The organism is Variovorax sp. 20P10.2.4 (assembly GCF_058244205.1).
In genome coordinates this window covers 1-14,250 of record NZ_JBZAYE010000007.1, presented here as the reverse complement: position 1 = coordinate 14,250, position 14,250 = coordinate 1, and the positions used below count along the sequence as shown (strand labels likewise).

At 69.5% G+C, this 14,250-nt stretch carries 13 protein-coding genes; 1 reads left to right on the top strand and 12 read right to left on the bottom strand.

Translation table 11 applies throughout. The features are described 5' to 3' along the window. Window positions 1–2 precede the first annotated feature (2 nt). The 12 genes from AC27VN_RS01560 to AC27VN_RS01505 form a co-directional block, all read right to left on the bottom strand. Complete coding sequence (locus AC27VN_RS01560) at window positions 3–659, bottom strand: 3-oxoacid CoA-transferase subunit B (protein WP_490875369.1); 657 nt, start codon at window positions 657–659, stop codon at window positions 3–5. After that, entirely contained in the window at window positions 656–1,324 is a 669-nt protein-coding gene (locus AC27VN_RS01555; protein WP_490875368.1) for a 3-oxoacid CoA-transferase subunit A, read from the bottom strand. The genes AC27VN_RS01560 and AC27VN_RS01555 overlap by 4 nt, the downstream gene beginning before the upstream one ends. Beyond that, a complete protein-coding gene (locus tag AC27VN_RS01550; protein ID WP_490875367.1) occupies window positions 1,321–2,529 on the bottom strand; it encodes an acyl-CoA dehydrogenase family protein in 1,209 nt (402 codons plus the stop codon). Before AC27VN_RS01550 ends, AC27VN_RS01555 begins: the two co-directional genes overlap by 4 nt. Before the next feature lie 17 nt (window positions 2,530–2,546). Beyond that, complete coding sequence (locus AC27VN_RS01545; RefSeq protein ID WP_490875366.1) at window positions 2,547–3,527, bottom strand: Bug family tripartite tricarboxylate transporter substrate binding protein; 981 nt, start codon at window positions 3,525–3,527, stop codon at window positions 2,547–2,549. A gap of 385 nt (window positions 3,528–3,912) precedes the next feature. Next, window positions 3,913–5,115 (bottom strand): trans-sulfuration enzyme family protein, encoded by a 1,203-nt coding sequence (locus AC27VN_RS01540; RefSeq protein ID WP_490875365.1) that lies wholly within the window; start codon window positions 5,113–5,115, stop codon window positions 3,913–3,915. Window positions 5,116–5,152: 37 nt separating this feature from the next. Next, window positions 5,153–5,893, bottom strand: coding sequence for an amino acid ABC transporter ATP-binding protein (locus AC27VN_RS01535; RefSeq protein WP_093349853.1), 741 nt, complete (start codon window positions 5,891–5,893; stop codon window positions 5,153–5,155). Window positions 5,894–5,943: 50 nt separating this feature from the next. Continuing rightward, on the bottom strand, window positions 5,944–7,068 hold the full coding sequence (locus AC27VN_RS01530; protein WP_490875364.1) for an amino acid ABC transporter permease: 1,125 nt from the start codon (window positions 7,066–7,068) through the stop codon (window positions 5,944–5,946). A 1-nt stretch (window position 7,069) separates the two neighbouring features. After that, a complete protein-coding gene (locus AC27VN_RS01525) occupies window positions 7,070–8,260 on the bottom strand; it encodes an amino acid ABC transporter permease (protein WP_490875363.1) in 1,191 nt (396 codons plus the stop codon). A 78-nt stretch (window positions 8,261–8,338) separates the two neighbouring features. Then, on the bottom strand, window positions 8,339–9,355 hold the full coding sequence (locus tag AC27VN_RS01520) for an amino acid ABC transporter substrate-binding protein (RefSeq protein WP_490875362.1): 1,017 nt from the start codon (window positions 9,353–9,355) through the stop codon (window positions 8,339–8,341). Window positions 9,356–9,556: 201 nt separating this feature from the next. Continuing rightward, window positions 9,557–11,971 carry a TonB-dependent siderophore receptor gene (locus tag AC27VN_RS01515; protein WP_490875361.1) on the bottom strand — a complete coding sequence of 805 codons (2,415 nt, stop codon included), beginning with the start codon at window positions 11,969–11,971 and terminating at the stop codon, window positions 9,557–9,559. Window positions 11,972–12,085: 114 nt separating this feature from the next. After that, on the bottom strand, window positions 12,086–13,150 hold the full coding sequence (locus tag AC27VN_RS01510; RefSeq protein WP_490875360.1) for a FecR family protein: 1,065 nt from the start codon (window positions 13,148–13,150) through the stop codon (window positions 12,086–12,088). 72 nt (window positions 13,151–13,222) lie between these two features. After that, window positions 13,223–13,774: an RNA polymerase sigma factor gene (locus AC27VN_RS01505; RefSeq protein WP_490875359.1), complete on the bottom strand. Its 552-nt coding sequence runs from the start codon at window positions 13,772–13,774 to the stop codon at window positions 13,223–13,225. Window positions 13,775–13,949: 175 nt separating this feature from the next. Between AC27VN_RS01505 and AC27VN_RS01500 the strand changes: the two genes are divergently transcribed. Beyond that, window positions 13,950–14,250 (top strand): hypothetical protein (locus tag AC27VN_RS01500; RefSeq protein ID WP_490875358.1); only part of this gene is annotated, 301 nt, incomplete at its 3' end.

Sequence of the window (14,250 nt, the reverse complement as noted above, 5' to 3'; positions counted from 1 at the left end):
GTTCATGCGGCGAGGGCCGCGGCCGGGCGCAGCGGCGCGGCGGTCAACGCCTGCAGCCGTTCGAACGAGAGGCCGTCGACCATGCGGCTCACCACCAGCCCGTCGGGCTCGACCTCGATCACGGCCAGGTCGGTGAAGATGCGCCGCACCACGCCCACGGCGGTCAGCGGAAAGGTGCAGGCCTCGACGATGCGCGAAGCGCCCTCCTTCGTCTGGTGTTCCATCAGCACCCAGATCGACTTCGCGCCCACGGCCAGGTCCATCGCGCCGCCCACGGCCGGCGGCGCCGAGCCGTCGAGGCCCATGCTCCAGTTGGCGATGTCGCCGCGCGCGCTGACCTGGTAGGCGCCGAGGATGGCGATGTCGAGATGGCCGCCGCGCATCATCGCGAACGACAGCCCGGTGTCGAAGTAGGAGCCGCCCGGCAGGATGGTGACGGGTGTCTTGCCCGCGTTGATCAGGTCGCGGTCTTCCGCGCCCGGCGCCGGCCGCGGCCCGATATGCAGGATGCCGTTCTCGCTGTGCGTGACCACGCCCGAGGCCGCGGTGATGTGGTCCGACACCAGCGTCGGGAAGCCGATGCCGAGGTTGACGAAGCTGCGCGGCGGCAGCTGCGAGGCCGCCAGCGCGGCCAGTTGTTCGCGCGTGAGTCTGTTCATGACCGATCTCCCAGGAAGACGCGGTCGACGAAGATGCAGGGCGTCACGATGCATTCGGGATCGAGGCCGCCGACCGGCACGATCTCGTCGACCTCGAACACCACCGTGTCGGCCGCGGTGGCCATCACCGGCGAGTAGTTGCGCGCCGTCTTGTTGTAGACGATGTTGCCCATGGTGTCGGCCTGCCTGCCCTTGAGCAGCGCGAAGTCGGCGCGCAGCGGCTTCTCGAGCACGTAGTCGCGCCCGTCGATGCGCTCCACGCGCTTGCCCTCGGTCAGCACGGTGCCGATGCCCACCGGCGAATAGAAGCCGCCGATGCCGGCGCCGCCGCAGCGGATGCGCTCGATCAGCGTGCCCTGCGGCACCAGCTCGAGCTCGACCGTGCCGGCGCGGTAGGCCACGGCGAAGGCCTTGGCGCTGCGCGGGTACGAGCAGACGATCTTGCGCACGATGCCGGCCGTGAACCAGAGCGACAGGTCGTCGGCATCGGCGCCCGCGTTGTTGGAGATCACGGTGAGTTCGCGCACGCCCAGCGCCAGCACGGCCTGGATGATGGCGCGCGGCAGGCCGGCACCGCCGAAACCGCCGACCAGCAGCGTGGCGCCATCGCGCAGGCCCTCGAGGGACTGCGCGGCGCTGTCGACGACCACATGTCGCAGGCTCATGGTTGCTTCGTTCCTTGTTCCTCACCCTGGGCAGGCGCCGAGGGATAGGCCGCGGCCAGCCCGCGGCCGATGCGGTCGTTGAGCATCTCGGTGCTGCCGTCGGCGAAGGCCGCGAGCCGCACTTCGGAGGCGAGCGCGACCAGGCCGCTCGGCGCGGTGGCGCCCACGGCGCCCATCGCGCGGATGCATTGCTCGATGCCCTCGGTGGCGGTCTGGACCGCGATCTTCTTGGCGCTGGCCGCAAGCTCGGGGCTGCAGGTGCCGGCATCGATGCGCCGCGCCGCCTTCACCACGAGCGCATTGGCGGCCTCGAGATGGGCCGCGACCTCCGCGAGTGCCCATTGCAATCCCTGGTGTGCGAGCAGCGGTTGGCCGAACGCGGTGCGCCGGCCACAGTACGCGACGGCCGTGCACAGCGCCGCATGCAGCGAGCCCGTGCACATGGCCGCCACGTGCACGCGCGCCGCGTTGATGGCTTCCATCGAGGCGCGGAAGGCCTCGCCGGGGGCATGGATCAGCGCCCAGTCGGGAACGAAGTGCCGTTCGAAGCGGATCTCGGCGAGCCTGAACTCCATCGCGCCCGGCAGCTCGTGCGGCGTCGCGGCGAAGGCCTTGCCGGCCTCGGGCTCGACCAGGAAGCCCGCGATCGCCTGCGATCCGTCGGCCGCGGTGGTGCGCGCGAGCACCATCAGCAGGTTGGCGATAGCGCCGTTGCTGACCCAGGCCTTGCTGCCGTCGAGCAGCCAGCCGCCCTCGGTGCGCACGGCCTGCGAACGCAGTTGCGTGAGGTCGCTGCCGGCCGTGGGTTCCGACATCGCGGGCGCGCCGATCAGGCTGCCGGCCAGCAGCCCCGGCAGCAGGCGTTCCTTCTGCACCGCCGAGCCGTGGCGCCACAGCCGCGTCGCCATGCCCTGCATGTTGTTGAGGCAGAAGGCCGCGGCGAAGCCGTGGCCCGCCATGGTCTGCGCGACGCGGACCTTGCAGAGGAAGGAGGCACCGAAGCCGCCGCCCTCCTCCGGCACCTGCAGCCCGAGCATGCCCAGCGCGGCCCATTGGGCGATCACCGTGCGTTCGCAGGGCTCGCCGCGCGAACGCGCCTGCACGAGCCGTGGCGCGAGCACCTCGGTGCAGAAGCGCTCGGTGTCGCGCACCAGCGCCAGCTCGCGTGCCGTGAGGCCGCTGTCCAGTTCGTCGAAGAAGCTCATGGTCAGCGCCTTCCGTCTCAATCGACGATCGGGAAGTTGGAGTCCTTCACGAACTTCTTCCAGTAGTCGATTTCCTTCTTGATGTCGGCCGCGAAGGACGCGGGCGTCGAGCCCTTGATGGCCACCGCGCCGATCGGCGCGAGGCGCTTCTCGAAGTCCTCGCTCGCGATCGCGCGGGTCAGCGCGGCCGAGGCCTTGGCGATGATCTCGGGCGGCGTCTTCGCGGGCGCCACGAGGCCGAACCAGGGCGAGATGTCCATGCGCGCGGCGCCGGCCTGCTGCAGCGTGGGCAGTTGCGGGAACAGCGCCGAGCGCTCGTCGGCCGCGATGGCCAGGGCGCGCAGTTTGCCGGCCTGCACCTGCTGCGCCACGGTGGACTCGGTGAAGAAGCCGACCTGCACCACGCCCGCCATCAGGTCGGTGATGGGCTGGCCGCCGCCCGGGTAGTTCACCAGCGTGAGGTCGACGCCGTTGAGCACGCCGAACAGCGCGCCGCCGAAATGCGAGGACGCGCTGTAGGTCGCGCTGTAGTTGAGTTCGCCGGGATGGGCCTTGGCATAGGCGACGAACTCCTTCACGTCCTTGGCGGCCAGCGCGGGGTTCACCACCATCAGCACGCGCTGCTTCGCGAACTTGCCGATGGGCTCGAAGTCGGCCACGGGGTCGTAGGGCAGCTTGCGGAACACGGCCGCCGCGCGGGTCTGCACCGACTCGGCCGTGAGCATCAGCGTGTCGCCGTCGGGCTTCTGCTTCGCGACGTAGGCGGCGGCCACGGTGCCGCCCGCGCCGCCGCGGTTCTCGATGATCACCGGCTGCCCCAGCTCCTTCGACAGCGACTGGCCGACGATGCGCGCCACGATGTCGGTCGGCCCGCCCGGCGGGAAGCCGACCACCAGGCGCACGGGCCGCGTGGGCCAGGCCTCCGTGGCCATCGAAGCAGCAGTGGTCGCGACGAGTGCCGCACAGACCAGGGACTTGAGCAAGGGAGAGATTCGCATGTGGATACCTCGGAACGTGTGATGAATATGTCCCATATGACACTTTGTGTCAAACCTGGAAACGAGCGTTTTCCGTTGAATAACAGCTATGCGTCAGAGGGAAAGGAAGGCGTTGTGGCCTGCGGAGGAACGGAGCACCGTTCATGCCAGAAGGAAACTTTGGGTCCTGCTTCGGCGGCGGGCAGGCCTTCGGGACGGTCGTTGGAATGGAGCTAGCCCGGCCCCGCGCTGGAGGCCTCCCGCCGAATGGACGCGGGCCGCCGGCGCGCCTCGCGGCCGGCGCGCGAGCCATGCATCGCGCGAGATAGCAGCTATGCGGCTGCGGCCCTTCATGCGCGACCCGTGACGGGCCCGGATGCACGGCCGCGTGCGCCGCGACGGTGCGCTACAGCGCCTCGAGCGCCTGCTTCAGGTCGGCGATCAGATCGTCCACGTCTTCCAGCCCCACCGAGAGGCGCACCAGCTTCATGGTCACGCCCTCGCTGAGCCGCGCGCCCGGCTCCACCTGCTGGTTGGCGCGGATCAGCGCGCCCGGATGCGTGATCAGCGTCTCGGTGTCGCCGAGGCTGATCGCGCGCGAGATCAGCCGCAGCCGGTCGATCATGCGGATCGCGCCCTGCTCGCCCGACTTGAGGTCGAAGGAGAGCATGCCGCTGCCGTGCTTCATCTGGCGCTGCGCGATCGCATGGCCCGCGTTGTCGGCCAGGAAGGGATAGCGCACCACCTCCACCGCCGGATGTGCAGCGAGCATCTGCGCGATCTTCAATGCGCTCTCGCCGTGCTGGCGCATGCGCAGCGTCAGGGTCTTGAGGCCGCGCAGCACCAGGAAGCAGAGCATCGGCGACAGCGTGGCGCCGGTCAGGTAGCGCAGCCCGGCCTTGCGGATCTTGTGGACGGTGGCGGCGTCGCCCAGCACCACGCCGCCGAGCAGGTCGCCATGGCCGTTGATGTACTTGGTCAGCGAATGCACCACGAGGTCGGCGCCATGGTCCATGGGCCGCTGCAGGGCCGGCGACGCGAAGGTCGAGTCGACCACCACCCTGGCGCCATGCCGGCGGGCGATGTCGGCCAGCGCCCGGATGTCGAGCACCTCGCCGGTCGGGTTGACCGGCGATTCGAAGTACACGATCTTGGTCTTGTCCGACAGCGCCTGCTCGAGATGGCGCGGATCGGAGAAATCGACGCGCCGCACGCGGATGCCGAAGCGCGGCAGGCCGTCGGCCAGCAGCAGGCCCACGGTCGAATAGGCCGTGTGATGCGCAATGAGCTCGTCGCCGGCCGACAGCAGGGTCAGCAGCGTGGCGCTGATGGCGCCCATGCCGGAGCCGGTGACCAGGCCCGCCTCGGCGCCCTCGAGGTCGGCCAGCCGACGCTCGAGCAGCGCCTGCGTGGGGTTGTGCTGGCGGCCGTACACGTACTTCTCGCTCTCGCCCGAGAACACGGCGGCCGCGTCGGCGGTCGATTCGAAGGCATAGGTCGAGGTCAGGTAGATCGGCGGCGAGACGGCGCCGAAGGCATCGGCCTCGTGGCCCGCGTGGATGGTCCGGGTCTGGAATCCCGCCGCGTGGGCGGCTTCGTTCGATGGCATCTGTGCTCCTGGTGGTTGGGAATCGGTGGCGCTCGGGTCAATGCACGATCTGGCTCAGGAAGAGCCGCGCGCGCTCGGTCTGCGGATCGGCGAAGAAGCGCTCGGGCGCGCCCTGCTCGACGATCTCGCCGCGGTCCATGAAGATCACGCGGTCGGCGACCTTGCGCGCGAAGCCCATCTCGTGCGTCACGCACAGCATCGTCATGCCGCTTTCCTGCGCCAGGCCGATCATCACGTCGAGCACCTCCTTGACCATCTCGGGATCGAGCGCCGAGGTGGGCTCGTCGAACAGCATGACCTTCGGGCCCATGCACAGCGAGCGCGCGATCGCCACGCGCTGCTGCTGGCCGCCCGAGAGCTGGCCCGGGAACTTGCCGGCCTGCTCGGGAATGCGCACGCGCTCGAGGTACTTCATGGCGGTCGCGCGGGCCTCGGCCATCGGCTTCTTCAGCACCCAGACCGGGCCGAGCGTGAGGTTCTCCATCACCGTCAGGTGCGGGAACAGGTTGAAGTGCTGGAACACCATGCCCACGTCGCGGCGAATGGTCTCGATGTGGCGCAGGTCGTTGCTCAGCTCGGTGCGGTCGATGACGATGCGGCCGCTCTGGTGCTGCTCGAGGCGGTTGATGCAGCGGATCAGCGTCGACTTGCCCGAGCCCGACGGGCCGCAGACGACGATGCGCTCGCCGCGCGCCACGTCGAGGTGGATGTCGCGCAGCACGTGGAACTGCCCGTACCACTTGTTGACGGCTTGCATCTGGATGATCGGTTCGGTCACGGCGGAGTCCTTCGTTCTTGTTGGGGTCATGGCGGCCTTGCTTGCCTGCGTTATTTGCCGGCGTTGTCGCTGGTATGGCCGGTGGCGAGCGAGCGCTCGAGCGACCGGCTGTACTTGGAGAGCGAGAAGCAGAAGACGAAATAGATCGCGCCGATGAACAGGTAGGCCTCCACGCCGAAGCCGCCCCAGGCCGGATCGGCCAGCGCGGCCTTCGCGGCCTGCGTGAGGTCGAAGATGCCGATGATCACGACCAGCGAGGTGTCCTTGAACAGTGCGATGAAGGTGCTGACCAGCGGCGGTATCACGACCTTCAGCGCCTGCGGCAGCACCACGCGCCGCATCTGCTGCGCATACGACAGGCCGATGGACTCGGCGCCCTCGTACTGGCCCTTGGGGATCGACTGCAGGCCGCCGCGCACCACCTCGGCGATGTAGGCCGCGGCGAACAGCACGATGGCCAGTTGCGCGCGCAGCAGCTTGTCGATGCTCATGCCCTCGGGCAGGAACAGCGGCAGCATCACCGAGGACATGAACAGGATGCTGATCAGCGGCACGCCGCGTATCAGTTCGATGTAGCCCACGCACAGCGCCTTGATGGCCGGCATTCTCGAGCGGCGCCCGAGCGAGAGCACCACGCCAAGCGGGAACGCGAAGGCGATGCCGAAGGTCGAGAGGATCAGCGTCAGCGGCAGGCCGCCCCAGCGCACGTTCTCCACGTAGCTCAGGCCGAACAGGCCGCCCCACATCAGGACCGCGACGAGCGCGAGCACGCCGGTCCAGAGCATGGTGAGCCTCAGGTCCCACGTGCGCCGCGCGGCGCTGTAGACCAGCGTGCCGATCAGCGCGAGGGTCGCAAGCAGCGGCCGCCATTGCTCGTCGTAGGGATAGGTGCCGAACAGGATCAGCCGGTGCTTCTCGGCGATGAAGGCCCAGCAGGCGCCGCCGGGCGCGTTCCGGCAGCCCTGCGCGGTCGGCGACGAGAAGGTGGCCTTCACGAGGAGCCAGTCGACCAGCGGCGGCACGGTCATGAGCAGCAGCCACAGGCACAGCAGGGTGCCGAGGATGCCCGCGGGCGACTGGAACAGGCGCTCGCGGATCCATGGCCAGGCACGCAGGACGCGCTCGGGCGCGCGCGGGGTGGCGGTCGTGCCGCCGGTCAGGGAAGTGGGATTCATGTCAACGCTCGACGAGCGCGATGCGCCGGTTGTAGGCATTCATGGCGAGCGAGATGCACAGGCTCACCGTCATGAAGGCGGCCATGATGATCAGGATGCCCTCGATGGCCTGGCCGGTCTGGTTCAGGGTCGTGTTCACCACGGAGACGAGGTCGGGATAGCCGATGGCCACGGCCAGCGAGCTGTGCTTGACGAGGTTGAGGTACTGGCTCGTGGCCGGCGGCACCATCACCCGCAGCGCCTGGGGCAGCACCACCAGCCGCAGCGAACGACCGCGCCGCAGGCCCAGCGATTCGGCCGCCTCCCACTGCCCGCGGTTCACCGACTGCACGCCCGAGCGCACGATCTCGGCGATGAAGGCCGCCGTGTAGCTCACGAGCCCGACCAGCAGCGCGAACAGCTCGGGCGAGAGGTTCCATCCGCCGGCGAAGCCGAAGCCGCTCGGGTGCGGGACCTCCATCGACAGCTGCGCGCCGCTCAGGGCCCAGGCCAGCACGGGCAGGCCGGCGAACAGCACCGCCGCCCAGGGCGCGAGCGCCATCGGATGGCCGGTCAGCGCCTGCCGTCTCCTGCTCCAGCGCGCGAGGAAGAAGGTGCCCGCGCCTGCCATGGCCAGCGCGCCGACCATCCATGCGAGCGAGTCGCCGAGCAGTGCCGGCATCAGCAGCCCGCGGTTCGACAGGTACACGCCCGGCAGCGGATGGTGCGCGGCGCGCGGCCCCGGCATGCTCTCGGAGATCAGCGCATACCAGAGCAGCAGCTGCAGCAGCAGCGGCACGTTGCGCACGCATTCCACGTAGGCCGCGGCCAGCCGCGACACCAGCCAGTTGCCCGACAGCCGTGCCACGCCGACCAGGGTGCCGAGCACGGTGGCCAGCACGAGCGCGATGAGCGAGACGCGCAGCGTGTTGAGCAGGCCGACGACGATGGCGCGGCGATAGGTATCGGCCGGCGTGTAGTCGATCGGCGTCTCGCCGATCGCGAAGCCCGCCTCGCGGTCGAGGAAGGCGAAGCCGGTCGAGATGTTGCGTGCCGCCAGGTTGTGCAGCGTGTTCGACACCAGGTACCAGGCGGTCAGCGCCACCAGCGCGACCACGACGACCTGGTAGACCAGCGCGCGCAGGCCGGGGTCGCTCCACGACAGGCGCGCGCGCGGCCGTGGGGGCATGGCGCCCGTGTTTTCTTCATCCATGGGAAATCCTCGATTCGCTTCGGGTACGGCCGTGCCGGCGGTTGCCCGCCGGCACGGCCTCTCTCGTTCAGGAACGAATCAGCGGATCGGCCAGCCGTACATCAGGCCGCCCTTGGTGTAGAGCGCATTGAGGCCGCGATCGAGCTTCATCGGGCTGCCCGCGCCGACGCTGCGGTCGAAGACCTCGCCGTAGTTGCCGACCTGCTTGATGATCCGGTAGGCCCACTTGTCGTCCACGCCCAGCGCCTTGCCCATGCCGGGCACGGTGCCGAGGATGCGCTGGATGTGCGGCGCCGGATTCTTCAGCGCCTCGTCGACGTTCTTCGAGCTCAGGCCGTACTCCTCGGCCTCGAGCATCGCGTTGAGCGACCAGCGCACGACGTTGAACCAGGCCTCGTCGCCCTGGCGCACCATCGGCCCGAGCGGTTCCTTCGACAGCGGCTCGGGCAGGATCACGTACTTGTCGGTGCTGCCCAGGTTGATGCGCGCCAGCGCCAGCTGCGACTTGTCGAGCGTGATGCCGTCGCAGCGCCCCGACATGAAGGCGCGCTTGATCTCGTCCACCGTGTCGAGCAGCACCGGCTTGAACTCCATCTTCAGCCCGCGGAACCAGTCGGCCAGGTTGAGTTCGGTGGTGGTGCCCGGCAGCACGCAGATGGTGGCGCCCGCGAGCTTCTTCGCACTGGTGACGTTCGAGTCCTTCGTCACCATGATCCCCTGGCTGTCGTAGTAGTTGACGCCCACGCCGATCAGCCCGAGCGTGGTGTCGCGCGTCAGCGTCTGGGTGGTGTTGCGCGTCAGCACGTCGATCTCGCCGGACTGCAGCGCGGTGAAGCGCGCCTGCGTCGTGAGCGGCACCACGCGGAACTTGGTCGCGTCGCCGAACATCGCCGCGGCGATCGCGCGGCAGGTGTCGACGTCGATGCCCTGCCACTCGCCCTTGCTGTCGGTGAAGGCGAAGCCCGGCAGATTGGTCGACACGCCGCACTGCACCAGGCCCCGTTTCTTGACTGCGTCGAAGGTGGTTCCCGCATGGGCGCGGGTTCCGACGGTGAGGACGAGCAAGGCGCTCAGCGCAAGGCCCAACAGCTTCATGGATTGTCTCTTTCTGGAATTCCTGGAATCAGGCGGAGTGGCTTCGAAGGGCCACGCTTGCTTCGCGACCAGGGTGCCGCCGCGAAGTGCGCGAAGTATCGGGACGATGGCGCGCGAAGGCCATGTACGAAGCGCCATATCAGCTATACCGCCGGGCCGGTCGCCCTCCTCTCATTCGCTGTCCATGAAGACGCGGCGCAGCTACCAGCGATAGGTCGCCGTGGCGCTCACCTGCCGCAGGTCGCCATAGGAGCAGAAGTTCGCGTCGCAGCCGCCGAAGTAGGCCTTGTTGGTCAGGTTGCGCAGGTTGAGCGCCAGGCTCCAGCGCTCGAAGTCATAGCCGACCATGGCGTCGAACAGGGTGTAGGCCGGCACCTTGGCCGGCGCGGCACTGCCTTCGCCGCGGGTCGAACCCGAGTAGCGCACGCCGAGGCCCGCCTTGACGCCGTTGGCGAAGCGGTAGTCGACCCACAGCGCGGCGCGCTGCCTGGCGACCGCGTTGGGCTGGGTGCCGATGTCCCTGGGGTTGCTGCTGGCGATGGTCTTGTACTGCGGGATCCAGGTGTAGCTCAGCGACACGTTCATCTTCGGGATCGGCTGGAACAGCGCCTCGAGTTCCAGGCCGCGCGACAGCACTTCGCCCGTCTGCCGCGGCTGGAAGTCGGGGTAGTACGAGAGGTAGTTCCTGCGCCGCAGGTCGAAGACCGCCGCGCTGTAGCTGTCCTTGGTGCCCGGCGGCTGGTAGCGCAGGCCCGCTTCGTACTGCCGGCCGGTCTCGGGATCGAAGGGACGCCGGGTGTCGGGGTTGATCGTGAGCACCGGCGTGAACGATTCGGAGTAGCTCAGGTAGGGCGCCCAGCCGCTGGGCGCCAGGTAGACCAGCCCCGCGCGCTTGGTGAACTTGTGGCTGCGGATGCGCGTGACGCTGTCGGCGAGGCGGTCGGTCGATTCGGTTTCGGCGCTGTCGTAGCGCCCGCCGATCGTCGCCACCCAGTGCTGCGCGAACCTGATCTGGTCCTGCAGGTAGAGGCCGGTCTGGGCCAGCGTGCCGTCGCTGGAAATGTACGGGTCGGGCACCTGCACCGGGCCGCCGTAGACGGGCGCGAACACGTCGATGGGCGCGAAGCTGCCGCCGTAGCGGCTGATCTGGTCGTAGCGCGAGCGCTGGTATTCGAGGCCGACCAGCGCGGTGTGCTGCGTGGCGCCGAGCTGGAACCGGGCCTGGGCCTGGTTGTCGACCACGAACTGCTTCGCCTTCTCCTTGCTCGCGAACACGACGCGGTCGAACTGCCGGAAATTGGCCGGGCTGTCGGCGTTGTCGGGATCGACGCTGCGGTATCCGGCGCCGGGCCAGGTCTGCTGCAGGTCGGTGCGCAGGCGGCCGTAGCGCAGGTTCTGGCGCACGGTCCAGGTGTCGCTGAAGCGGTGCTCGAACTGGTAGCCGACCATCCACTGGTTCTGGTCGAAGCGATCGAAGCCGGGCTCGCCCAGGAAGGTCGAGGCGCGGATCCTGCCGTTCGGGTTGGGCAGCAGCGTTCCCTGGACCGGCGCCGCGTTGTAGACCACGCCCGAGCGGTCGCGCAGGAACTGGGACAGCAGTGTGAGGCTGGTGTCGGCGGAAGGCTTCCAGGTCAGCGAGGGCGCGAGGTAGAGCCGGTCGTCCTTCTCCTTGGCATCGATCGGCAGCTTGGCGTCGCGCGCGACGCCGGTGATGCGATAGAGCCACTTGCCCTCGTCGTCGAGCGGGCCCGAGAAATCGCCGGCCACCTGGCGCCGGCCGTGGTCGCCGATCTGCAGCTGCATCTCGCGCAGCGGCTGGGCGGTCGGCCGCTTGCTGGTCTGGTTGATGATGCCGCCCGGGCTGCCCTGGCCGAACAGCACCGATGCCGGGCCGCGCAGGACCTCGACCCGCTCCAGGCCGTAGTTGTCGGTCCGCCACAGGCCCCAGGTGTTCATGTTGCGCAGCGGCATGCCGTCCAGGTAATTGCCGGGCGTGTAGTTGGTGAAGCCGCGCAGCGAGATCCAGTCGAAGCGGCTGTCGGCGCTGTAGGCCGAGGTCACGCCGGGCGTGTAGCCCAGCGCCGTGCCCAGCGTCCGCGCGCCGATGGCATCCATGCGCTCGGCCGTGACCACGGAGATCGACTGCGGCGTCTCGATGATCGGCGTGTCGGTCTTGGTGGCGCTCGCGCTACGCAGCGCCACGTAGCCGCGCACCGGCCCGGTCACGGTCTCTTCCTGCGCGTTGACGGTCACCGGGGGCAGCGTCGCGCCCGGTGCCGGGGCCGTCGACTCCTGCACGATCACCGCCGTGCCGTCGACGCGGGCCGCGAGGCCGCTGCCGGCCAGCAGCCGGTCCAGCGCCTGCCTCGGGCTCAGGGCGCCCGAGACGGCCGGCGCCATCTTGTCGCGCACCAGCGCGGGCTGGACGATCAGCTGCATGCGCGTCTGCAGCGCCCAGTCGCCGAGGGCCTGGCCCAGCGGCTTGGCGGCGATGTCGAAGCGCACGGCGCTGGCCGAGAGATCGATGCCGGCGGTCTGGGCGTGCAGCGGTGCGACGGCGAAGACCAGCGCGCAGGCAATGGCCAGCGGCGCGGGGCGCAACGGAAAGCGGGACATGAGGGGTTCTCCAGAGATGAAACGGATGGCAGTCAGCCGTGGAGACGGGCGAGCTTCCGGATACCCCAGGTCGGGCCCGCGAAAAAAATCGATGCGCGCGACCGCGCGACCCTTCTATCGGGCCAGCACCACTTCCGCGGCGCCGCCCTCGGTCTCTTTCAAGCGCACGGGCAGCGAAGCCGGCAGCACGCGCCGGAAGGTCGCCATGTCGCGCGGATCGAACACGCCGGTGATCGGCAGGGCCGCGACGGCGGGGTCCGCGATCACGAGCCGCGGATCGCCATAGCGCGCCAGCTCGGCCAGCGCGCGGTCCAGGCGCTGGTTGTCGAAGCGGACGCGGTGATCGCGCCAGGGCGCGAGGCCGGCGCTGGAGACCGGCGAGACGGCCGACAGCGCACCTTGCGCATTGCTCGAGACCTGCTGCCCGGGCGACAGCAGCAGGTCCGCCTCGGTGCCCGCGCCGCGCGCTGCCTGCCCGACGCGCACCCGGCCCTCCTCGACGGCCACGTGCACGCCTTCGCTGCCGGCGATGTCGGGCGTGTGACGCACGAAGAAGCGCGTGCCCACGACGGTGATGCGCAGCGGTCCGGCCAGCACGTGGAAGGGCCGCGCGGGATCGCCCTGCACGGAGAAGGCCGCCTGGCCCTCGAGCAGCCGGACCTCGCGGCGCTGGCGGTAGTAGCTGATCTCCAGCCGGGTCGCGGTGTCGAGCCGCAGGCGGCTGCCGTCGGGCAGCGGCACGTCGAGCTGCTGGCCGCGGCGGGTGGCCATGGCCTGCACGAACACCGGCTGGGCTTCCCAGTGGTTCCAGGCGAGCAGCCCCGTGCCGGCCACGGCCACGACGGCCGCCACCGCGACGGCGGGCACCAGCACGCGGCGCCGCGAGGGCATGGCCGGCATGGCGGGTGTCCCGGCGGGGCTGGCGGCCTCCATGGCGCGGTCGTAGGCCAGGTTGCGCTGCAGCAGGCTTCGCATGTCCTGCGGGATCGCATCGAAGGCCTGCCATTCGCCGCCCCAGCGTTCGAAGGCCTCGCGGTGCAGCGGATCGGCCGCGAGCCAGTCCTGGAAGGCCTGTTCCTCGCGCGCGCCGAAGGCTTCGTCGCGGCGGCGGACAAACCAGTCCAGCGCTTGCTCGCGCAGGCGCGCGGCATCGGCTGGCTGGATCGATGGGTGGCTCATGGGGCGTTGGTTCTCGTCGAGGTAGACGTGCGGGCGGTCGAATACCCTAGGTCGGACAGCGATACGGTTTTCTCACTCGAGCCGCGAGCGGTGGAGCTTCCTGCGCGGCGCGGCGGCGGCGTTGCCGTCGCCGCCCGCGGACAGGTTGCGGCAGCGCTCGCAGGCATCGAGCGCATGCTTGAGGTGCTGCTCCACCATCTTGACCGAAATGCCCATCCGCGCGGCGACCTGGGCATAGCTCAGGCCGTCGAAGCGGTTGAGCATGAAGGCTTCGCGACAACGCGGCGGCAGATTGTCGATGACCGAGACCAGCGCCAACAGGCCCTGGCGCGAGGCCAGCGCGGTTTCGGGTTCCCAGCTTCGCGGGCCCGGTGCTTCGACGGGTTCGAGCTGCGCGGGCGGCAACTCCACGCCGGCGCGCACCCTGCCGTGGCGCTGGTGATCGATCACGAGGTTGCGCGCGGTCTGGTAGAGCAGCGCGCGCGGATCGCCGATGGTCGAGCCCGAAGCCTGCGCCGCATAGACGCGCGCATAGCTTTCCTGCGTCATGTCGGCCGCAATGCTGCGATCGGACACCTTGCGGGAAAGAAAGCCCAGCAATTCGCGGTAATAACGCTCGAACACAGCCCGCCGAAGTCCTGAAATAGGTTGGTCGAAGTCCCTGGGGCAGGTTGGCTTCGGCGCGGCGTGGCTGACCTGATGCGGTTCGGAAGCGTCCGAACGCGCCGGGATTATCCGCGATGGTTCGCGGGCCCCGGCCGATCAGGTTCCGTTCACGCAAGGCTTCTAGCATCCGCGCATGCTGCTCGCACGCATCCGCCGATTCGCCGAAGCGCACCACCGCGCGTGGTGCCTCGCGGGCATCCTGCTGGTGTTCCTGCAGCCCTTCATCGCCGCCCACTTCTGCTGCGACGGCATCGAGGACGAGCCCATGCTGCGGGTGCGCGCACTCGGGGAAATGAGCCAGTTCGAGGCCGACGACCGCGAGAACCACGCCACCGACCGCGAGACCACGATCTTTGCGCAGGTGCCCGCGGGCATCGATCACTCCGATACGCTGAGTGCCGGCCTGGGCACGCTGCTGGCGCTGGTGCTCGCAC